The organism is Amycolatopsis sp. NPDC051758, assembly GCF_044453095.1.
In the GTDB taxonomy this organism is placed as follows: domain Bacteria; phylum Actinomycetota; class Actinomycetes; order Mycobacteriales; family Pseudonocardiaceae; genus Amycolatopsis.
This window is the reverse complement of sequence record NZ_JBITCJ010000004.1, coordinates 376,010-397,091: the sequence shown is the minus strand read 5'-3', so window position 1 is coordinate 397,091 and position 21,082 is coordinate 376,010. Positions and strand designations below refer to the sequence as shown.

The 21,082-nt window shown below is 72.5% G+C and carries 13 protein-coding genes; 8 read left to right on the top strand and 5 right to left on the bottom strand.

From position 1 onward, the window contains the following. Window positions 1-458: 458 nt before the first annotated feature. The gene (locus ACIA5G_RS21280; protein ID WP_395925664.1) at window positions 459-887 is read right to left on the bottom strand and encodes a hypothetical protein; all 429 of its coding nucleotides are present in this window, start codon (window positions 885-887) and stop codon (window positions 459-461) included. A 101-nt stretch (window positions 888-988) separates the two neighbouring features. Here ACIA5G_RS21280 and ACIA5G_RS21275 point away from each other — a divergent pair, with 101 nt between their 5' ends. From ACIA5G_RS21275 to ACIA5G_RS21265, 3 genes are all read left to right on the top strand, one after another. After that, window positions 989-2,128: a serine hydrolase domain-containing protein gene (locus ACIA5G_RS21275; protein ID WP_395925662.1), complete on the top strand. Its 1,140-nt coding sequence runs from the start codon at window positions 989-991 to the stop codon at window positions 2,126-2,128. A gap of 388 nt (window positions 2,129-2,516) precedes the next feature. Then, complete coding sequence (locus tag ACIA5G_RS21270) at window positions 2,517-2,678, top strand: hypothetical protein (RefSeq protein WP_395925659.1); 162 nt, start codon at window positions 2,517-2,519, stop codon at window positions 2,676-2,678. A 207-nt stretch (window positions 2,679-2,885) separates the two neighbouring features. Beyond that, the gene (locus ACIA5G_RS21265; protein ID WP_395926488.1) at window positions 2,886-5,378 is read left to right on the top strand and encodes a CHAT domain-containing protein; all 2,493 of its coding nucleotides are present in this window, start codon (window positions 2,886-2,888) and stop codon (window positions 5,376-5,378) included. Here the strand turns inward: ACIA5G_RS21265 and ACIA5G_RS21260 are convergent. Beyond that, a complete protein-coding gene (locus ACIA5G_RS21260; RefSeq protein ID WP_395925657.1) occupies window positions 5,375-6,340 on the bottom strand; it encodes an aldo/keto reductase in 966 nt (321 codons plus the stop codon). The two genes, ACIA5G_RS21265 and ACIA5G_RS21260, sit on opposite strands and share 4 nt — an antisense overlap. A 2-nt stretch (window positions 6,341-6,342) precedes the next feature. Continuing rightward, entirely contained in the window at window positions 6,343-7,131 is a 789-nt protein-coding gene (locus ACIA5G_RS21255) for an SDR family oxidoreductase (RefSeq protein ID WP_395925655.1), read from the bottom strand. A gap of 260 nt (window positions 7,132-7,391) precedes the next feature. Between ACIA5G_RS21255 and ACIA5G_RS21250 the strand changes: the two genes are divergently transcribed. The 5 genes from ACIA5G_RS21250 to ACIA5G_RS21230 are packed head-to-tail and all read left to right on the top strand — an operon-like array spanning window position 7,392 to window position 19,147. Next, window positions 7,392-13,151 carry an SDR family NAD(P)-dependent oxidoreductase gene (locus tag ACIA5G_RS21250; protein ID WP_395925653.1) on the top strand — a complete coding sequence of 1,920 codons (5,760 nt, stop codon included), beginning with the start codon at window positions 7,392-7,394 and terminating at the stop codon, window positions 13,149-13,151. After that, complete coding sequence (locus ACIA5G_RS21245; protein ID WP_395925651.1) at window positions 13,145-16,984, top strand: beta-ketoacyl synthase N-terminal-like domain-containing protein; 3,840 nt, start codon at window positions 13,145-13,147, stop codon at window positions 16,982-16,984. Before ACIA5G_RS21250 ends, ACIA5G_RS21245 begins: the two co-directional genes overlap by 7 nt. Then, the gene (locus ACIA5G_RS21240; protein ID WP_395925649.1) at window positions 16,981-17,271 is read left to right on the top strand and encodes a phosphopantetheine-binding protein; all 291 of its coding nucleotides are present in this window, start codon (window positions 16,981-16,983) and stop codon (window positions 17,269-17,271) included. The genes ACIA5G_RS21245 and ACIA5G_RS21240 overlap by 4 nt, the downstream gene beginning before the upstream one ends. Next, window positions 17,259-18,035, top strand: coding sequence for an alpha/beta fold hydrolase (locus ACIA5G_RS21235; RefSeq protein WP_395925647.1), 777 nt, complete (start codon window positions 17,259-17,261; stop codon window positions 18,033-18,035). Before ACIA5G_RS21240 ends, ACIA5G_RS21235 begins: the two co-directional genes overlap by 13 nt. Beyond that, window positions 18,032-19,147 carry a glycosyltransferase gene (locus ACIA5G_RS21230; protein WP_395925645.1) on the top strand — a complete coding sequence of 372 codons (1,116 nt, stop codon included), beginning with the start codon at window positions 18,032-18,034 and terminating at the stop codon, window positions 19,145-19,147. The genes ACIA5G_RS21235 and ACIA5G_RS21230 overlap by 4 nt, the downstream gene beginning before the upstream one ends. On the opposite strand, the gene ACIA5G_RS21225 is transcribed toward ACIA5G_RS21230, so the two are convergent. Next, the gene (locus ACIA5G_RS21225; RefSeq protein WP_395925642.1) at window positions 19,144-19,977 is read right to left on the bottom strand and encodes an ABC transporter permease; all 834 of its coding nucleotides are present in this window, start codon (window positions 19,975-19,977) and stop codon (window positions 19,144-19,146) included. The two genes, ACIA5G_RS21230 and ACIA5G_RS21225, sit on opposite strands and share 4 nt — an antisense overlap. Further along, entirely contained in the window at window positions 19,974-20,909 is a 936-nt protein-coding gene (locus ACIA5G_RS21220) for an ATP-binding cassette domain-containing protein (protein WP_395925640.1), read from the bottom strand. The genes ACIA5G_RS21225 and ACIA5G_RS21220 overlap by 4 nt, the downstream gene beginning before the upstream one ends. Window positions 20,910-21,082 lie beyond the last annotated feature (173 nt).

The window sequence follows — 21,082 nt, the reverse complement described above, 5'->3', positions numbered from 1 at the left end:
GGTTACCCACCGGCTCGCGCCCTCTACCGGCCGGGTCCGGCAAAGCCGCGGTTCACCGGCCCGACCTCCGCCGCTGCTCCTGAACGGTCCCTAGTCGCCCGCCCCAGCCACGGCTCGAACGTCGCCACGACTCATTCGGGACGCCAGAGGTCTCCGCTGACTCGTTCGCGACACCGAACCCGCCGAGCGCGCCGGCGAACCGACCCTGCCGGGACCGCGCGTTCTGCTGGCAGGGTCCGGCAAGGTCGCGATCCCGGCCAAGCGTCCCGGCGAGCCGGCTCCACCGGGGCAGGCGGTGGGTGCCAACTCGACCGCCCCGAGCTGGAATCGACATCGAACCCGGCCGACCGCGCCGGCGAACCGACCCTGTCGGCACGCGCGTTCTGCTGGCAGGGTCCGGCAAGGTCGCGATCCCGGCCAAGCGTCCCGGCGAACCGACCCTGTCAGGCCCGCGCCCGCTACCGAGGTGCGCCGCCCTGGGTGTCGAAGTACGCGATCGGCGGGCCGACGTGCCGCCACGACGACGTCGCGAACACCGCGGCGCCCGAGAGCGCGAGCAGCACCGTGATCACACCCAGGGTGGCGCCGATCCGGCCGGGGCCAGGGCGGGTGCGCGCACCCGCGTAGACGCCGAAGACCAACGCCAGCACGCTGATCGGGAGGAGAGCGAACCAGAGCGCGCCCAGCACGAGCACAAATGCCTGCGCGACCCACGAATACACCCACGCGGAGAGGACCGGCGGCCGGACGATCAGCCACGCCGCCCAGGTCGCGACGGCCAGCGTGAGGCCGGACGCGCCGATCGCGAGTGATGCGATCGCCAGGCCGCGGCCGGGCCGGGTGGTGGTGGTTTCTCCTGCTTCGGCGTCGAACTCGGGTGCCCCCATGCCGGGATCATCACCGCCGGCTGCCCGCGTGTTACCGGAATACCCCGGCTCGGCATCGGTTGCACCCTTGCGCAGGCGCAAAGATCACTGAGGGAGCCGCCATGTCGTCCGAGCACATCCAGGGGACCGTCGCCGACGGGTTCGAGTCCGTCCGCGCGGAGTTCGCCGCCGTCGCCGCCGGGGAAGGTGGTGACTATGCCGCCCAGCTCGTCGCGCACGTTGGCGGCGAGCGCGTTGTCGATCTGTGGACCGGCCCCGAAATCACGGCCGATTCGCTGACCGGCGTGTTCTCGTCGACCAAGGGTGCCGCGCACCTGGTGGTCGCGCTGCTCGTCCAGGACGGTGTGCTCGACCTCGACGAGCGCGTCAGCCACTACTGGCCGGAGTTCGGTGCCGCGGGCAAGGACCGGATCACGCTGCGGGAGCTGCTCGCGCACCGCGCCGGTGTCGTGGGCGCCGACGGCGGCTTCACCGCCGAAGAGCTCGCCGATGACCGGGTGATCGCCGAGCGGCTCGCCCCGCAGCGGCCGTACTGGCGGCCCGGCACCGCGTTCGGCTACCACGCGCTGGTGATCGGCGCGCTGACCGGCGAGGTCGTCCGGCGCGTCACCGGCCGTAGCATCCAGGAGCACTTCGAGGAGCGTGTCCGGAAGCCGTTCGGCTTGGACTTCTACCTCGGGCTGCCGGAGGAGCTGGAGCCGCGGTTCCTGACCACGCAGCCGATGCTGCCGACGCCGGAGCAGCTGGCCGAACTGACCGCGAACGCGAGCGGGGCGGACAGCATCGGCGGGATCGCCTTCAACCGCAACCACCCGAAGGCGCCCGAGCTCTGGGATCTCCCGAACATCAAGGTGATCCGGCAGCTGAGCCCGGCTTCGGTCGGCGGCGTCGCGTCGGCGCGCGGGTTGGCCGGGATGTACGCGGCGGTGCTCGGCGGGCTCCTGCGTCCCGAGACCGCGGCGGAGTTCGCGCAGATCCATTCGATCGGCGACGATCTCGCCACGCGCAACCACAACGCGTTCGGGCTCGGCTTCGCTGCGGTGTCGGACGACTACCCGGTGCTGGGCCAGGGTGCGTTCGGCCACAGCGGCGCGGCGGGCTCCCAAGCGTTCGCCGACCCGCGCAGCGGCCTCGCGTACGGCTACAACCGCCGGCGCTTCGCCTTCCCCGGCGGCGCGGCCCCGGAGAACGTCAGCCTCGTCACCGCGGTCCACGAGGCGGTGACGGCCCGGCGCGCCTGACAGTCCACAAAGGACGTCTCCGGCCGGGTGGTCCGAACCGCGCGGCCGGGGATGTCCTGCGTCCGAAATACCCGATCCATCCGAGAGCGGTTACGGTACGTACGCGGAGGAACACGTGAAGGCTGACGGTCCCGGCGCCCGCTCCGCCGCTTGGTGGCGATGCACGTCCGTAGTGGATCCCGTTACAGACTTCACTCGTTAGGACGTTCCGGCCTCGACATTTGGCCTGTTCACGCGGGTCGGTCTGACTTTCAGTAGCGAAAACCCTCCCGATCATTGCTCCGTTGTGGAACTATTGGGCCGTTCGCGGGGAGAGGGCCTCGCGACGGGGGACTCACCGTCACGGCGAGCGTCCCCATGCAGATCCCCAGGGGAGAGGAGATCGACCATGTCGACGCCTACGGACACCAAGCCCGAAGAAGCTCCGGAGCCGACCGAAGAGCCGAACCCGACGTTGGTCCAGTGGACCGACGCGGACGGCAAGGCTCACGTGGACCACCCGGTCCACACGGAGTGCGCGAACGGTTGCTACCAGGTCGTCAAGCCCTGAGTTCCGTCTCGTGGAGGCAAGCCCGCCTGCCGATCTACCGGTAGGCGGGCTTCTTTTTGCCGAAGCCTGTGCTGTCATAGGTGGGTGCCCGTGATTGATCTGAACCCCTCCGAGGTGATCGAGAGGGTTCGTTCACTGCAGAAGGACGCCGCCGACGCATCGTGCGTCGCGCGGTACCACCAGAGTCTCCGTCTGCTGCGCCGGGGGATGAGCCTGCTGGATTCGGTGCACCCGGTGCCCGATGACTTCCGCACCGACTGGCTGGTGACCAGAATCCGCCTGGCCAGCACGCTGACCGCGGTGTCGTCGGAGATCTCCAACGATCTCGCCGCCGGGCTGGCCGGTCTGGACGACGTCCGGCTGCTGATCAACGCGGTGGAGGACCCCGTCCTGCAGGCCGAGCTCAACGGTTCGCTGAACCACAACTACGCCATGCGGCTGATGGGCGTGGGGCGCAACGACGAAAGCCTCGTGTCGTTCGACCGGGCCATCGAGCACCAGGAATACCGGCTGGCCAACGGCGCCGACCCCCAGTCGCGGATGGGCGCCTTCACGATGACCCTGGCCTCCCGCGGCTGGGTGCAGATCCGGCTGGGCAACGTGCGGGAAGCACAGACCGACCTCACCCGGTCGCTCGAGCTCGCCGAGAAGTACGAACTGCGCGGCAACGCCGCGAGCACCCGGCGGACGCTCGGCACGCTCGCGCTCCGGATGGGAGACATTCCGGAGGCGCTCCGGCTCTATGACGAGTGCGAGCGCAGCTACCGGGCGCTCGACCTCGAGATCCCGCCGACCCTGCGGCTCGCGCAGGCCGAAGCACTGCTCGCGGCCGGCCTCGCGGACGAAGCCGGCGCCCACCTCGACGAGATCCTGCCGGTCATGGTCGAGGAGCAGAGCATCAGCCGGGAACTGGCCTTGGCCGAGCTGTACCGCGCCTCGGCGGCCCTGATGGGCGACGATGTCGAACTCGCCCGCGAGATGGCTTACTCGGCGCGGCGCCGGATGCTGAAGGTCGGGTGCCTGACGTGCACGGCCAACGCGACCCTGATGGGGTTGAAGGCCGACGCGCGGGACGCGCTGGAAACGGGAAACGTCCCGGCGAGCCTGCCGACCAGGGCGCTGCGAGCCGCGGCGAAGATGCCGACCCCCCAGCTCACCGACCAGGCCGCCACCGCGCGGATGCTGGCCGTCCGGCTCGACATCCGGCGTGGCAACCTCAAGCGGGCCGTCGAAACCCTCAAAGAGGTGCCGCGCCCCGGTCAGCTCACCCCCATCGACTACCGGATGCTGCGGCGGCTCTGCCGGGCCGAGCTGGCCGTTGCCCAAGGCAGCCGGGCGAAGGCGCTCACCGAGATCCGGTCCGGGCTCACCGAACTGGACGCCGTCCGGGATCGGATGGGTGGGCTCGACCTCGTGTCCGGGACCGCTCTGCACGGACAGGAACTCGCCGATCTCGCCGTCAAGCTCGTGCTGGAACGTCATGACGCCCGGCGGCTCTTCGTCTGGCTCGAACGGACGCGGGCGCAGACCTACCGCTACGAACCGCTGTCCGCCGGGACCGATCCCGAGCTCGCCGCGCGGGTGGCCGAGGTGCGGGGTCTCGGGCAGGCCATCCAGGAGGCCCAGCACGACGGGCACCCGATCGCCGGTCTGCGGGCGAAGTACAACGAACGGCTCCGGGAGGCCCAGCGGCTCGGCTGGCACACCGGGCGGTGGGGCCGGCCGCGGCCGGTGGCGGGGCTCGGCGAAGTGATCGCGCAGCTCGGTGAGCGCGCGATGGTCAGCTTTGCCGCCTCCGGGGACGAGCTCGTCGCCGTGGTGGTTGCCGGGGGTGAGTGCCGGCTCGTGCGGCTCGGGTCCGCCGAGGCCGCGGCCGAGTCGGCGCGGGTGCTCAACGTCGACCTCGACGCGCTTGCGCCGGACAACCTGCCCGAACGGCTCGCCGAGGTGGTCATGGCTTCGGCGCGCAAGCAGGCCGACAAGCTCGACGCGCAGCTGATCCAGCCGCTGGCCGGGCTGTTCGGCGACCGCGAGCTGGTCATCGTGCCCACCGGGCCGCTGTACGCCGTGCCGTGGGGCGTGCTGCCGGGGCTGCGGGGGCGGCCGACCGTCGTTGCGCCGTCGGCGACCGCGTGGCTCGCCGCCGAGCGGACGAAGCTGACCCGGGCGCGCAAGATCGTGCTGGTCCGCGGGCCGGGGCTGGCCGGCGCGCGGGGTGAGCTCGAGAAGCTGACCACGCACTACCGCACCGCGACGACGATGACCGGCGCCCAGGCGACCGTGAAGTCCGTGCTGCGCGCCATGGACGGCGCGAAGCTCGCGCACTTCGCCGCGCACGGCGCGCACGAGCCGGAGAACGCCTTGTTCTCCCGGCTCGAGCTGGCCGACGGGGCCCTGTTCGGCCACGAGATGGCCGGGCTGCGGCAGCCGCCGCGGCAGGTGGTGTTCGCCGCGTGCGAGCTGGCGCTGAACCGGATCCGGCCGGGGGACGAAGCCCTCGGGTTCGCCAGCGCGCTGCTGGCCAGCGGCTCGCGGACGGTGATCGCGCCGCTGTCCCGCGTCGGCGACCTGGCCTCGGCCGCCGCAATGGACGACTACTACCGCGCGCTGGCCGTCCGGGACAGCCCGTCGCTGGCGCTGGCCGACGCGATCGCCGTCGACCCGTTCCGGCGCCCGTTCGTGTGCCTCGGCGCCGGCTAGGACAGTTGCGCGGGTGGTGACCACACCAGCCGCGGATCGGTCTGCACAAAACTGCCGAGCAGGTGGTCGACGCGGGTCAGCACGTCGAGGTCCAGCCGGACGCCGGCGGCCTTGGCGTTCTCCGTGACCTGCTCCGGCGTGCTCGCGCCCACCACCGCCGAGGCGACGGTCTCGTGCTGCAACACCCACGTCAGCGCGAGCTGCGCCATCGTCAGGCCGGCGTCGTCGGCGACCCCGCGCAGCAGCTCCACCCGTTCCAGCAGCTCCGGCATCAGCAACGGCCGCGCATGTGCCGGCCCGGCCGCGCGTGAGCCCGCCGGGATGCGCCCGTCCCGGTACTTGCCGGTCAGCACACCCTGGGCCAGCGGCACCGACGCAAACTGCCCGATGCCGATCCGCTCGCCCACCGGCATCACCTGCGCCTCCGCCACCCGCCACAGCATCGAGTAGTGCGGCTGGTTGGCGACGAACGGGACGTCGTACCGCTCCGCCGCGTCGCGGGCCTGCAGCAGCTGCTCGGCTGTCCACTCCGACGTGCCGACGTACCGGATCTTCCCCTGCCGCACCAGGTCCGAGAGCGCGAGGAACGTCTCCGCGACCGGCGTCCGGTAGTCGAAGCGCAGCAGCTGGTAGACGTCGACGTGGTCGGTGCGCAGCCGCCGCAGCGATCCTTCCAGCGACGCGATCACGTGCTTGCGGCTCAGTCCGGCGTCGTTCGGCCCCGGGCCCTCCGGCCAGAACACCCCGGTGCACAGCACGAGGTCGTCGCGGCGCATCCCCGCAAAAGCCGCGCCGTACGCCGATTCCGCCGCGCCGCCGTCCCACGCCGCCGCGGTGTGGAACGTCGTGACGCCGGCGTCCAGCGCGGCGGCGACACAACCGCTCCCGCCGTGCGTCAGCCAGTTGCCGTAGGCGATCTCGCTCACGGCGAGCCCGCTCGCGCCGAGCCTGCGGTACTCCACGTTCAGCCTCCCTGGACAGCCATTTCGTCGATCCACGTGTCGATCGCGCCCGCCTTGCGCGCGAACGACTCCCGCACCGATTCGTGCGGCAGGATCAGGAACTCCTCCTTGCCGAGCCCGTGCACGACCGCCTCGGCGACGTCCTCGGGCTCCAACAGCGGCGCCGCCGCGGCGATGGCCAGCGCGGCCGGGTGACCGGCGGCGATGCCGGGTTCGAGCAGCGCCGTCCGGACGCCGAGCGGGCACAACGCGCTGACCCGCACCCCGCGCGGCCGGTAGGTGATCGCCAGCCACTCGGCGAGGCCGACGGCGGCGTGCTTGGTGACGGAGTACGGCGCGTCGCCCGGGGTGCCGAGCAGCCCGGCGGCCGACGCCGTGAGCAGCAGGTACCCCTCGCCGCGCGCGAGCATCGTGGGCAGCACGACCTGCGCGGCGTGGACGTGCTGCATCACGTTGAGCTCCCACGACTTCGCCCACTGCTCGTCGGCCGCGTGCACGCCCGTGCCGAAGGCCGCGCCCGCGTTGGCGCAGAACAGATCCACCGGGCCGAACTCCTCGCGCGCCGCCGCGACCAGCGCCTTCAGGTCCTTTTTGGACGTCGCGTCGGCGGCCAGTGCGAGGGCGCGGCCACCCGCGGCCGTGATCTCGTCCGCCACCCGCTCGGCGCCCGCGGTGTCGACGTCGGACACGACCACGCCGGCCGCCCCTTCGGTGGCGAAGCGGCGGGCCATGGCGGCTCCGATTCCGTGCGCCGCGCCGGTCAGCACGACGACCCGTCCGGTCAGTTCCACGCGGGCTCCAGTATTTATCGGGCTATTGTTACGCGGGTGAGTGAATTGTTTCCGGCGATTAGAAGCTGAGTGATAAAAGCCCTGGTCAGGGCCTTGTTTGCGCCTTGTTCCACGGTTTCGGACTTTAGCACGAGCGTGGTGTGGATGGTACGCTGCGCGACAATTGACCGGACACGTATTGCGTTTTCCGCGGCCGGTGCGTTATTTCTAGGACCGGTCCCGGTGAAGATCACCCCACCCCGCGCACAGGAGGTCCGCCGATGGCCGAGCTCGTCCCGCCGTCCCACGCCCGACGGCTGCGGTGCCTGGGCTTCGGCGACCCCGACGTGGTCGCCGCGGTCGCCCGCGGCGGCGGCCTCGGTGTGCTCGACGGCGCCGATCCGGCCGACCTGCGGCTGGTCGCGGCCCGGGTCCGGGTGCCCTACGGCGTGCGCACCGACGGCCCGTTGCCCGAAGGTGCGGCCTTCGCTGTCCGCACCACCGCGCCGTGGACGGGTGCACTCGCCGAGGTTGCGGACGTCACCACGGCCGCCGAGGCGGTGACCGGCGGCGCGGTGGGGCTCGTCGCGCGCGGCGGTGACCTGAGTGACTTCGTTCTGCTGCAACAACTCCTGAACACCTTCGACGTCCCGGTGTGGGGAACCGTCGCCGGGCCGCGCACGGCGGTGGGTGCGCTCGCCGGCGGTGCGGCGGGCGTGGTCCTGCCGTCCGCAGTGGACACGGACGTGCGCCGGATCATCGGCGCGGAGCTGCCCGCGGCCGGCTTGGGCACCCGGTTGTGCCGGACGCTGGGCACCGCGCTGCCGGTTGTCCAGGGCCCGATGACGCGGGTGAGTGACCAGCCGGGCTTTGCGGCCGCGGTCGCCGAGGCGGGCGGCTTTCCGTTTGTCGCCGTTGCGACGGCGAACGGCGCGCGCACCACCGAGCTGCTCACCCGCACCGCCGAGCACCTCGGCGACCGGCCGTGGGGCGCGGGCATCCTCGGTTTTGTGCCCGACGACCTGCGCACCGAGCAGCTCGCCGCGATCCGGGCCGCACGGCCGCGCTGTGTGCTGATCGCGGGCGGGAAACCGGGGCAGGCCAAGGTTTTGGAGGCCGAGGGCATCGCGACGTTCCTGCACGTGCCGTCGCCGATCCTGCTCGATCAGTACCTCGACGCCGGGGTCCGCCGGTTCGTCTTCGAGGGCGCGGAGTGTGGTGGGCACGTCGGCCCGCGGTCGAGTTTCGAGCTGTGGGAGGAACAGCTGGCCGTGCTCGGTGCGGCCAAGGACGTCGAGGTGCTCTTCGCGGGCGGGATCCACGACGCCCGCTCGGCGGCGATGGTCACCGCGATGGCCGCGCCGCTCGACGGCGCCGGTTTCCTGATGGGGACCGCGTACCTCTTCACCGAAGAAGCTGTGACGCACGGCGCGATCACCGGCCTGTTCCAGGACCGCGCCCTCGCCGCCGGCACCACCGTCACCCTCGAAACCGCGCCGGGGCACCGCACCCGCTGCCTGCCCAGCCCGTACACAACGGAGTTCGAGCAGGTCAAGGCGAGTCTGCGGGACGTCCCCGCGCAGGAGGCGTGGCAGCGGCTCGAAGAGCTGAACACTGGACGGCTGCGTGTCGCCAGCAAGGGCGTCCGGCGTGACGGCGAGCCGCTCGACGAGGCGACCCAGCTCGCCGAGGGGATGTACATGGCCGGTGAGGTCGCCGTGCTGCGGGACCGCCGGACGACGATCGCCGAGCTGCACGCCGACGTCACCGCCGGGAAAACGTTTGCGCGGCAAGACGAACCCACACCGGAAACCGCCACGAGGGACATCGCCGTCATCGGCATGGCCTGCACCTTCCCGGGCGCGCCCGACCTCGAGGCGTTCTGGTCGAACGTCCTGCGCGGCGAAGACGCGGTCACCGAGGTGCCGCGCGACCGCTGGGACCCGGATGTCTACTTCGGACAATCGACGTCGAAGTGGGGCGGGTTCCTGCCCGCGCTGGACGTCGATCCGCTGGACCACGGCATCCCACCGTCGGCGATGAGCAGCATCGACCCGGCCCAGCTGGTGTCGCTGGAGACCGCGCGCCGGGCCCTGGCCGACGCCGGGTACGCCGAGCGGGACTTCGACCGCGAGCACACCAGCGTGGTGTTCGGCGCGGAAGCGGGCGGTGACCTGGCCAACGCGGGCACCCTGCGGTCCCTCTTGGACGGTTACCTCGACGAAGTCCCGCCCGAACTGCTCGCCCAGCTACCCGAACCCACCGAGGACACCTTCCCCGGCACGCTGGCCAACGTCATCTCCGGCCGGATCGCCAACCGGCTCGACCTCGGCGGCGCGAACTACACGGTGGACGCCGCGTGCGGCTCCTCGCTGGCCGCGCTCGACCTCGCCGCCAAGGAACTGCGGGCCGGGACCAGCTCACTGGTCCTCTGCGGCGCGGTCGACCTGCACAACGGCATCCACGACTACCTCATGTTCACCTCGGCCGGCGCACTCTCGCCGACCGGGCGCTGCCGCCCGTTCGACGCGGCCGCCGACGGCATCGCACTCGGCGAGGGGGTCGCCTGCCTGGTGCTCAAACGGCTGGACGACGCCGAACGTGACGGCGACCGGATCTACGCCGTGGTCAAGGGTGTCGGCGCGGCCAGCGACGGCAAGGCCCTCGGCCTGACCGCGCCTCGCCCGGAAGGGCAGCACCGCGCGCTCGACCGGGCCTATCGCGACGCGCGGGTGTCCCCTGTGGACGTCGGGCTGGTCGAAGCACACGGCACCGGCACGGTGGTCGGCGACGCGACCGAACTGCGTACGTTGACCGGCTTCTTCACCGACGCCGGCGCTGAACCCGGCAGCTGCGTGCTCGGTTCGGTCAAGAGCCAGATCGGGCACACGAAGTGCGCGGCCGGGCTGGCCGGATTGATCAAGGCGGCCCTCGCGCTGTGGCACGAGGTTGTCCCGCCGACGCTGCACCTGAGCAAGCCGAACGCGGCGTGGGACGCCGCCACCAGCCCGTTCACGTTCACCACGGCCGCGCGGCCCTGGGCGGACCCGGCACGGCTGGCCGGCGTCAGCGCGTTCGGCTTCGGTGGCACCAACTTCCACGCCGTGCTCGGCGCCGGCCCGGTCGCCCCGGACCGGCGGCACGGCCTGCGCGACTGGTCCGCCGACAACGAAGCGATCCTTCGCGGGATTCGGAAGAGCAACGCGGATCCGGGCAAGGTCGCCTTCCTCTTCCCCGGCCAGGGCAGCCAGCGCACCGGCATGCTCGCCGAGTTGTTCGTGCACTTCCCCGAACTGGCCGACCTGCTGCGACCGGCCCCCGACGTCGCCGGGAAAGCGTTCCCACCCCGGGCCTTCGACGCGGACGCCGTCCAGGAGCAGGAACAGGCACTGACCGACACTCGCGTCGCGCAGCCCGCGTTGGGGCTGGTCGAGACGGCGGTGGCGCGGCTCCTGGGCCAGGTCGGCGTCCGGCCGGACTTCCTGGCCGGGCACAGTTACGGCGAACTCGTCGCGCTGTCGGTCGCGGGCGCGTTCGACACCGAAACGCTGCTGCGGCTCGGCCAAGCGCGGGCGAAGGCCATCGCCGACGTCGCCGAGCCGGGCACGATGGCCGCGGTGAAAGCGCCGCGGGACGTTCTCACTTCGACGCTGATCGGCCCGGACGTGGTGGTGGCCAACCACAACGCGCCCGAACAGGTTGTCCTTTCCGGCTCGGTGGCGGCGGTCGAGCGGGCGATCCGGCGGCTGCGGGAGACGGGCGTCGCGGCCAAGCGGATTCCCGTCGCCTGCGCGTTCCACAGCCCGCTGGTCGCCGCCGCGGGTGACGTCTTCGCCGCCGACCTGGCCGAAGCGTCCATTGTGGAGCCGAGGCTGCCGGTGTGGTCGAACCGGACCGCGCAGCCGTATGAAACCGACGTCCGTGGTGAACTCGCGGCACAGATCGGTGCGCCGGTCCGGTTCCTCGACCAGATCGAAGCGATGTACGCGGCGGGCGCGCGCACGTTTGTCGAGGTCGGCCCCGGCCGGGTGCTGTCCCGGCTGGCCGGGGAGATCCTCGGCGACCGCCCGCACACCGTCGTCGCCTGCGGTCCCGATCTCAAGGCGTTCCTGACCGCGCTGTCCCGGCTCGCCGCGGCCGGCGTCGACGTCCGCACCGAGCGGCTGACCCGGCCGCCGCGCCCCGAACCGTCCCGCACCGCCTGGGCCGTCGACGGGCGGTCCGTCCGCGCGCCCGGCGCCGAGGCGCCCGCCCTGCCCCCGGCCCGACAGATCCGGAGCACCACCATGACCCAGTCCGCTCCTGGCCGTGACCAGGCGATCGTCGACTTCCTGCGCACCACCCGCGAGCTCGTCGCGGCGCAACGCGAGGTCATGCTCGGCTACCTCGGCTCGGCTCCCGCCCCGGTGGCCGTCGCGGCACCGGCGCCGGTAGTCATCGAAGAACCCGTCCCCGAGCCGGAACCGGTGGCCGAGGTTATACCGGCCGACGTCCTGGGCACGGTGATCGGTGTGATCAGCGAGCGCACCGGTTACCCGGCCGACATGATCGCCGGTGACCTCGACCTCGAGGCCGACCTGTCGATCGATTCGATCAAGCGGACCGAGATCGCCGGGACGCTGCTGGGCCGCCTGGGCCTGCCCGCCGACGACCGCACCGACCAGCTCAGCCGCGACCGCACGGCGAACGCGCTGACTGCGCACCTGGAGAGCTGGCTGGCGCCCACACCCCAGGCGAGTGCCCCGACCCGGTACCGGCTCGAGCGTGTGCCGGTGCCGCTCGCTCCGGATCCCCCAAGACTGCGCGGGAAGTCCGTAAAAGTGCTGGGTGATGACGAATCCGTGCGCGCGGCTTTTGCCGGTGCCGGCGCGGAGATCGTCACCGAGGACGCCGACGTCACGGTTGTCTTGGCCGACCGCAGCGTCCCGGAGGTGTTCACGCAGCTCAAGGCGTTGAACGGCACCGTGCTCGTGGCGGCGAAGCCCGGAACGGCCGGGTTGCGCGGCCTGATCCGCGCGGCCGCGCTGGAGCGCGAGGGCGTCACCCGGCTTGTCGAGGCCACCCAGGACATCGCGAAAGTGCTGGTCGACGAGGCCCTCAGCGACGGGCCGTCCGTGGTCGGCCACGACGACGGCGGCCGCTTCACGATCGAGCCGCGGCCTGGGGACCTGGGGTCGATCGCCTACTCCGGCGCCGGGCCGGGCGGCGGTGAGCTGACCGCACTGGGATTGGACCGGGACTCGGTGGTGCTGCTGTTCGGCGGGGCCCGCGGGATCACCGCGCGCACGGCGATCGCCCTCGCCGCCTCGGGCTGCCGCGTCGAACTCGCCGGACGCACACCGTGGCCCGGTGAACCGGACGACCTACCCGCCGACCCCACCGCGATGCGGGCGGTGCTCGCCGGCCGCGGTGGCTCGGTGGCCGACATCGAACGCCGGGTGCGGACCGTGCTGGCGCAGCGCGAGATCGGCCGGACCCTCGACCAGATCCGCGCCGCCGGCGGCGAACCGGCGTACCGGGCGGTTGACGTGCGGGACGCGGAAGCCGTGCACCAGCTGGTCAAGGACCTGCACGCCCGCCACGGCCGGATCGACGGGGTGGTCTTCGCCGCCGGGGTGATCGACGACAAGCTCATGGCGGACAAGGACGAGCGGTCGTTCCGGACGGTCTTCGAGACCAAGGTGGACGGTGCCCGCGCGCTGCTCTCCTCGCTGACGGAGCTCGGTGTCGAGCCCCGGTTCGTCACGTTCTTCGGCAGCATCGCCGCGGTGCTCGGCAACCGCGGCCAGACCGACTACGCCGCGGCGAACGACGCGCTGGAGGCCCTAGGCGCGAGCTGGCCCGGCCGCGCCGTGACCGTCCACTGGGGACCGTGGGCGCCCGCGGACGACCACGGCGGCATGGTGTCGCCGGAGCTCGCCCGCGAATACGAACGCCGTGACGTCGGCCTGCTCGACGCGGACGAGGGCACCGCGGCGCTGTTGCGCGAACTCGCCTACGGCACGGACCGCGCGGTCCTGTACACGGCGTCGCTGTGGTGAGCCAGGAGCCGGTCGCGGTGGTCGGCATGGGCGTGTTCCTGCCCGGCGCGTCCACAGTGGACCAGTTTTGGCGCAACCTCGTCGAAGGCGCCGACGCGGTCACCGACATTCCGCCGCACCGCCGGGACCCGGCGTTCCACGGCCACGACGGGTCCGCGCCGGACCGCACACACGGCCGTCGTGGCGGCTTCGCCCCGGACACGATCGAGTTCGACCCGGTTGCGCACGGCGTCCCGCCGACGTCCCTCGAAGGCACCGAGCCCGACCAGCTGACGGCGCTGGCCGTCGCCGCCTCCGCGGTCGACGACGCCGGTGGCCTGGGCCGGCTCGGTGACCCCGAGCGGATCGGCGTGGTGCTCGGCCGCGGCGGTTACCTCTCACCGGGGCTGCAGGGCTTCGACCAGCGTGTGCGGACCGTTCGGCAGATCACCCGGACCGTCGGCGAGCTGATGCCGTCGGCCGGGCCGGACGTCCTCGACCGGCTGCGGACGGCGTTGCTCGAACCGCTCGGCGAGTTCCGCCCCGAGACCGCCGCCGGGCTGGTGCCGAACCTCGCCGCGGCCCGCGTCGCGAACCGGCTCGACCTCGGCGGTCCGGCGTACACGGTGGACGCCGCGTGTGCGTCTTCGCTGGTCGCGGTCGACCAGGCGATCGGGGAGCTGACGCGGCACCGCTGCGACGTCGTCCTGGCCGGGGGTGTGCACCAGACCCAGGACGACACCCTCTGGTCGCTGTTCACCCAGCTCGGCGCGCTGTCGCCGAGCCAGCGGATCAGCCCGCTGTCGCGCGACGCCGACGGGATGCTCATCGGCGAGGGCACCGCGATCGTCGTGCTCAAGCGGCTGGCTGACGCGCGGCGGGACGGCGACCGCGTGTACGCCGTGCTCCGCGGCAGCGGGACGTCGAGCGACGGGCGGGGCGCGAGCCTGCTCAGCCCGTCCGTCGCCGGCCAGACCCTCGCGCTGCGGCGGGCCTGGAACGGGCTCGACCCCGAACGGATCGGCCTGCTGGAGGCGCACGGCACCGCCACACCCGCGGGAGACGCCGCCGAGCTGACGACCGTCGCCGACGTGTTCGGCCAGGCGGACGGGACGCGGTCGGTGATCGGCTCGGTCAAGTCGATGATCGGGCACACCCTGCCGACGGCCGGGGTTGCCGGGCTGGTGAAGGTGGCCCTCGCACTGCACCACGGCGTGCTGCCGCCGACGTTGCACTGCGCCGACCCGAACCCGCTGCTGGACAAGACGCGGTTCCGCGTGCTGGCCGAGGCCGAGGATTGGGGTGCGCTGCCGCGGGTGGCCGCGGTCAACGCGTTCGGGTTCGGCGGGGTCAACGCGCACGTTGTGCTCGAAGCGGCGGACCCGGCGCCGAAACGGCGGGCACGCGTCGACGAACCGGAACGTGTGCTGCGGCTGGCCGCGGACTCGCCGGAGGAACTCCTGGCCCGGCTCGACCGGCCCGGTGACCCGGGCGACGGCCGCTGCCGGATCGGGATCGTCGGCCCGGACGACCGCAAGCTGGCCACCGCCCGCAGGGTGCTCACCAAGGTGGCGGCCGAGGGCCGGTCGTGGCACGGCGGCGGGGACGTCTGGTGCTCGGTCGACCCGTTGCTGCCGGGCGGGAAGACGGTGTTCGTCCACCCGGGACTGGAGGCCGACGCCGAACCGCGGCTCGACGACGTCGCGCGGCACTTCGGGCTCGACCGTCCACAGTGGTCGACGGCGAGCGTGCCGGACCGCGCGACCAGCGTGTCGGCGACCGGGCTGCTGCTCGACCAGGCGCTGCGGCGGCTGGCGATCCGGCCGGACGCGCTCGCCGGGCACAGCGTCGGCGAGTGGACCGCGATGCAGGCCGCCGGGATGTACCGGGCGGACCCGGACCGCTGGGAACGGTACTGGCCCGGCGGGTTCACCCTGCCCGAGGCGGACTACCTGATACTGGGCGGTCCGGCCGCGCGGGTGGCGGAGCTGCTCCCGGACGACCTCGTGATCTCCCACGAAAACGCGACCCGGCAGACCATCGTGTGCGGCCCGCCGGACGCCGTCGCGGAGTTCGGCGCGACCTGCCGCGGGCTCGGGATCGTGGCCCGGACACTGCCGTTCCGGTCCGGGTTCCACACCCCGCTGATGCGGCCGTACCTCGCGCCGTTCGCCCGGCTCGTCGCCGAGCTGGACTTGACGGAGCCGACGGTGCCGGTGTGGTCGGCGACCACCGCCCGGCCGTACCCGGCGGACCCGGACGCCGTCCGCGAGCTGTACCTGAACCACTTGCTCCGCCCGGTGCGGTTCCGGGAGCTGACCGAAGCGCTGCACAAGGCCGGCTTCCGGGCGTTCGTGCAGGTCGGCGCCGGTCAGCTCGGGTCGTTCGTCACCGACACCCTCGGCGATCGGCGGCACCTGGTGGTCGCCGCGGCGTCCGGCACGCGGTCCGGGCTGGCGCAGCTGCGGCGCGTCGCGACGGCGCTGTGGACCGAAGGCGGTGACCCGGATTTTGGCGCTCTGGAGCCCCGGCGGGTCCGGCTCAACACCGGGAGCCCCCTGCTGGCACTGGGGGAATCGGCCCGTGGACTCCTGGACGGGGAGGTGCTGCCCGCGGGAGTGCCGGACGCGATCGTCGCCGAGTTCACCGCGCTGCTCACCGAGACCCGCCGGACCGCGGCGGACGTGGTCGCGGCGGCCGCGCGACGCCCCATCGAGTCCACTGTGGACGTCTCGCTGGCGGCCATGCCGTACCTGCGTGACCACCGGTTCTTCCGGCAGCGTGACGGCTGGCCCGACGAGTCCGACTTCCGGCCGGTGGTGCCCGCGACAACCCTGGTGGACCTCGCCTGCCGGGCCGTCGAACGCACCTGGCCGGGCACCGCGGCGGTCGCGGTGCGGGACGCGGTGTTCTCGCGGTGGCTGATCGCGTCACCGGCCCAGCGGGTGCCGCTGCTGATGAGCCGCGACGGCGACCACGTCACCGTCGAGATCGGACCGTACGCGCTGATGAACGTCGAGCTGGGGTCCTTCACCCCACCGCCGTCGCGGACCGCGGTGCCCGGGCCGGAGACCGCGCCCCCGTTGAGCGCGGCCGAGATCTACGCGCAGCGCGAGATGTTCCACGGCCCCGCCTACCAGGGGCTGGCCCGGCTGACCGGCCTCGGCGAGCAGCACATCCGCGGCGAACTCGTCGTCCCGGAAGCGCCCGGCGGGCTGCTCGACAACGTCGGTCAGCTGCTCGGCTGCTGGCTGATGGCGACCCGGTCCGACAACCTGCTCGCCTTCCCGCGCTCGATCGGCCGGCTCACCTGGCACGGGCCGGAACCCGCGCCCGGGACGCGGCTCGAGTGTCTGGTGCGGGTCCGGCTGCCGCGGCCCGACGTGCTCGAGATGGACGCCGAGCTGGTGCGGGACGGCCGGGTGCTGGCGAGCATCGAGGGCTGGCGCGACGTCCGGTTCCCCTGCGACCGCGCGGCCCACCGCGTGTACGCGTTCCCCGACCGGCACCTGCTGGGGGAAGCCGACCACAACGGCCGGGTCCGGGTCACCGACCGCTGGCCGACCGTCGCCGCGCGCGACATCTACGCCGGCGTTTACCTCAGCGCCGGGGAACGCGCGGAGTTCGCCGCCTGCCCGCCACGCCGCCAGCGCGGCTGGCTGCTGGAGCGCATCGCGCTGAAGGACGCCGTCCGGGCCCGGCTCGCCGAACCGGTGTACCCGGCGGAGATCCGCGTCCACGACGACGGCACGGTGTCCGGCCGCCACGGCCGCACGCTGCCGGACCTGGTCGTCACCGTCGAGCTGACCGGGGACACCGCCACCGCCATCGCCGAACACAGGAGCACGTCATGACCATCGACCACGCGTCCGCCGTCTTCGACGTCGTCGCCGAGCTGCTCACCGAGCTCGTCGGCGACGTCGAGGTGCTCGGCCTGGAGATCACGCCCGGCACGACGTTCCACGAGGACCTGCAGCTGGAGAGCATCGACCTGGTGACCTTCGCGAGCATCCTCGCCGAGCACTTCGGCGCGGACGTCAACCTCGCCGAGTACCTGGCGGAGAAGGACCTCGACGACGTCATCGGCCTGACCGTCGGTGACATCGCCCGGTTCGTGGGGGAGCGCACGTGCCCACGATGACCGTGAACGGGCTGCGCACCAACGTGCAGCTCGTGCCCGCCGGCGGCACCGAGACCGTGGTGTTCCTGCACGGCATGGGCACCGACAGCCTGGCGAGCTTCTACCTGACGCTGGCGCCGCCGGTGGCCGCCGCCGGCATCGACGTGATCAGCTACGACCTGCGCGGGCACGGCAAGACCGAGCGCCCGGTGCAGGGGTACACCCTGGGTGACTTCGTCGCCGACCTCGACGACCTGCTGAAGCAGCTCGGCGTCGACCGTCCGGTGCACCTGGTGGGCAACAGCTTCGGCGGCACGCTGGCCTACAGCTACGCCGTGGCGAACCCTTCGCGCGTCCGCAGCATCGTGTGCATCGAATCCGAGCCCGCGACCGAGGTGTGGGCCGGGAAGATGAGCGAGATCCTCGCGCACACCGTGCGATTCCTGCAGGTGGAGGAGAGCTTCGACTGGATCGAGGCCAACTTCAGCGCCCACCACCGGCGGCTCGCGCGGATGGCGGCCGAGCGGATCACGTCGACGAAGATGGCCGAGGAGGTGCCGCTCGGGCCGTTGCTGACGTGGGAGCAGGTGGCGGCGATCGGCTGCCCGGTGCTGTCCATCTTGGGCAGTCACGGTTACCAGGCCGACGACCTCGAAGCGCTGACGTCGATGCTGCCCCGCGGTGAGCTGCACGTCTTCGAAGGGCAGGGGCATTCGGTGCTGGTGGAGCAGCACCGGGAGGTGCGCGAGCTGGTGCTGCGCTGGATCGAGCGGCACGCGGCGTGAGGGTCCTGCTGGTCGTCCCGCCGCTGGCCGGGCACATCGCGCCGTTGCGCGGGGTGGCGTCGGTGTTGTCCGCGCGAGGTCACTCCGTGGCCTGGTGCGGACCCGCACCGGAAGTGTCCACTTTGGTCGACGGCCCGGTTTTCCCGGCCGGGGACTCCGCTCCGTTTTCGCTGGCGCTGCGTCCGCCGGAGCTGCGCGGGTTCGCCGCGTTGAAGTACCTGTGGGAGTCGTACCTGGTGCCGCTCGCGGACGCGATGGCGCCGGGTGTCGCTTCGGCGGTCTCGTCGTTCGCCCCCGACGTGGTGGTCGCGGACCAGCAGGCGATGGCGGGAGGACTGGTGGCGGCTCGGTGCGGGCTGCCGTGGGCGACGTCGGCGTCGACGTCCACCGAGCTGGCCGACCCGCTGGGCTCGCTGCCGAAGATCGCGTCCTGGGTGGACGATCTGCAGGCGGGGCTGCGGGCCCGGCACGGTGTGCTGCTCGGTGATCTGCGGTTCTCGCCGCACCTGGTGCTTGCGTTCACCACGCGCGCGCTGGCCGGCTCGTCTCGCTTGGCTGCGCCGGTCTCATACGTCGGTCCCGTGGTGCCCGCTGCTTCCGGCGAGTGGTCCGGTTCGGACGGACGCCCGCTGGTCGTGGTGACGCTGGGGACGTCGAACGCTGCGGCGGGTTCCCGGTTCCTCGCGGAGAGCGTCGACGCCCTGGCCGGGATGCCGGAGGTCCAGGGGCTGGTGGTGGACCCGTCCGGTCACCTGATCAGTGAAAGTGTCGGGCTGGCGCGGCGGATCCCGCAGGTGGCGGTGTTCGCGCACGCGTCGGCGGTGGTGTGCCACGGCGGGCACAACACGGTGTGCGAAGCGCTGTCGGCGGGGCTGCCGCTGGTGGTCGCCCCGATCCGGGACGACCAGTCGATGCTGGCCCAGCAGGTGACAGCGGCCGGGGCGGGCGTCCGGATCCGGTTCGACCGCGCGAAGTCGGGAGACATCCGCAAGGCGGTGACGTCGGTGTTGTCCACTTCGGACTATGCGGCGGGCGCGGCGCGAATCCGTGAGTCGTTCCAGGCTGCCGGTGGCGCGGAGGAAGCGGCGACCCACCTGGAATCTCTGGTCTAGGTGCGGGCGCGGAAGGTGCGGGCCGCCAAGGTCGAACCGGCCACCGCGGCCACCGCCGCGATCACCAGCGCCGCCGGGACCGACCAGCCGATCGGGCGGGCCAGGGCCAGCGCGCGGGTTGCGTCGATCGCGTACGTCAGCGGGTTCACCGCCGAAACCACGCGGACCCACGCCGGCATCGTGTCCAGGGGCATGTACGCGCTGGAGGAGAACATCAGCGGGAACATCACCACGAACGACGCCGCCTGGAGTGTCTCCGCCTTGCGCAGCCACGTCGTGATCGCGACGAACACCCAGCTCAGGCACCAGCCCACCACCAGCGTCAGCACCAGGGCCAGCCCCAAGCCGAACACTCCGCCCGCCGGGCGGAAGCCGAGGAACAGGACACTCGCGAGCGCCGTCACCACCAGCTGGACGGCGAGCCGCGCGGAGTCGGCGAGCGTCCGGGCGAACAGCACCGAGAACAGCGAGATCGGCAGGCACCGCAGCCGTCCGGTGAAGCCGCCGTAGATCTCCGCCAGCAGGCCCGCGCCCGAGCTCATCGCCGTGGTCATCGCGATGTTGACCAGCGTGGCCGGCACCAGGAAGTTGACGTAACCCTGGTACGCCGCGACACCGGGCAGCGCGCCGACCCCGCTGAACACCTGGCTGAACAACAGAAGCAGCACAACCGGCTGCAACAGTCCGAAGAAGACCAGCCGCCGGTCGCCGAACGCCGTGCGCAGGGAACGGGCCGCCAGGACGCGGACCTGCGTCCAGAAGCCCGCTTCCGGCCACGCCGTGGGGTCGGCGAGCGCGGTGACGGCCGCGCGGTGCCGTGCCTGCGTCACCAGCCCACCGCCGTCTGGTGCAGGGACAGGTAAACGTCGTCGAGCGTCGGCTCGGTGACCGTGAGATCGCGCAGCGGCGCGCCCGCCGCGTCGAGCGCGCGCACCAGCACCGGGATGTCACCCGGGCCGGTCAGCGGGACGGCGAGCACCAGCCCGTTGCGGCCCGCCGACATGCCGAGGCGCGCCAGCGCGTCCACCGCGCGCCGCAACGCCAGTTCGGTGCCGAAGGTCAGCGTCGCGGTCCGGTTGCCGAGCCGCGCCTTGAGCTGCGCCGGTGTCCCGGACACGGTGATGTGCCCGAAGCCGAGGACCACGACGTGGTCGGCCAGCCGGTCCGCCTCTTCGAGGTACTGGGTGGTCAGCACCACGGTGGTGCCACGTGCCGCGAGCCCTTCGACGATCGTCCACAGCCCCGAGCGGCTCACCGGGTCGAGGCCGGTGGTCGGCTCGTCGAGGAACAGCACCTGCGGCGCGCCGACCAGGCCCGCGGCGAGGTCCAGCCGCCGCCGCATGCCGCCGGAGTAGGTGCCGGCCGGGCGGTCGGCCGCGTCTTCGAGGCCGAACGACGCGATCAGCTCGGCGGCCCGCGCCTGCGCCTGCCGCGGCTTCGCGCCCAGCAGCCGGGCGATCAGCACGAGGTTCCCGCGGCCGGACAGGGCGTCGTCGACCGCGGCGAACTGCCCGGTGACCCCGATCCGCCGCCGGACCGCGCGGCCGCGGTACACCACGTCGTACCCGCAGACGCGGGCCGTGCCGGCGCTCGGCCGGACGCGGGTGCTGAGGATGTCGATCAGCGTGGTCTTCCCGGCGCCGTTGTGGCCGAGGACCGCCAGCACCGCGCCGCGGGCGACGGTCAGGCTGATCCCGGCGAGCGCGGTGACTTCGCCGTACTTCTTCGCGAGGTCCGTCACGGCGATGACCGGCTGGTTCATGGCCGCTCCTTTCCTTACCCGGGAAAAGGTAACGGGATAGGCTGCATTCGAGCAAGGAGATCCGCTCCGCCCGACGTGCGCATGACAATTTTCCGGTGGTCGTTCCGTCTGCGCGTGATAAGTCCTGACCTGGGTCAACGTTCGTGGTGAGGGCGATCCAATGCGCGTGACAA

Excerpts from the sequence above, each read along its gene's own strand:
- ACIA5G_RS21280 (WP_395925664.1), bottom strand. The coding sequence starts at position 887 with ATGGGGGCACCCGAGTTCGACGCCGAAGCAGGAGAAACCACCACCACC.
- ACIA5G_RS21275 (WP_395925662.1), top strand. The coding sequence starts at position 989 with ATGTCGTCCGAGCACATCCAGGGGACCGTCGCCGACGGGTTCGAGTCC.
- ACIA5G_RS21270 (WP_395925659.1), top strand. The coding sequence starts at position 2,517 with ATGTCGACGCCTACGGACACCAAGCCCGAAGAAGCTCCGGAGCCGACC.
- ACIA5G_RS21265 (WP_395926488.1), top strand. The coding sequence starts at position 2,886 with ATGAGCCTGCTGGATTCGGTGCACCCGGTGCCCGATGACTTCCGCACC.
- ACIA5G_RS21250 (WP_395925653.1), top strand. The coding sequence starts at position 7,392 with ATGGCCGAGCTCGTCCCGCCGTCCCACGCCCGACGGCTGCGGTGCCTG.
- ACIA5G_RS21240 (WP_395925649.1), top strand. The coding sequence starts at position 16,981 with ATGACCATCGACCACGCGTCCGCCGTCTTCGACGTCGTCGCCGAGCTG.
- ACIA5G_RS21220 (WP_395925640.1), bottom strand. The coding sequence starts at position 20,909 with ATGAACCAGCCGGTCATCGCCGTGACGGACCTCGCGAAGAAGTACGGC.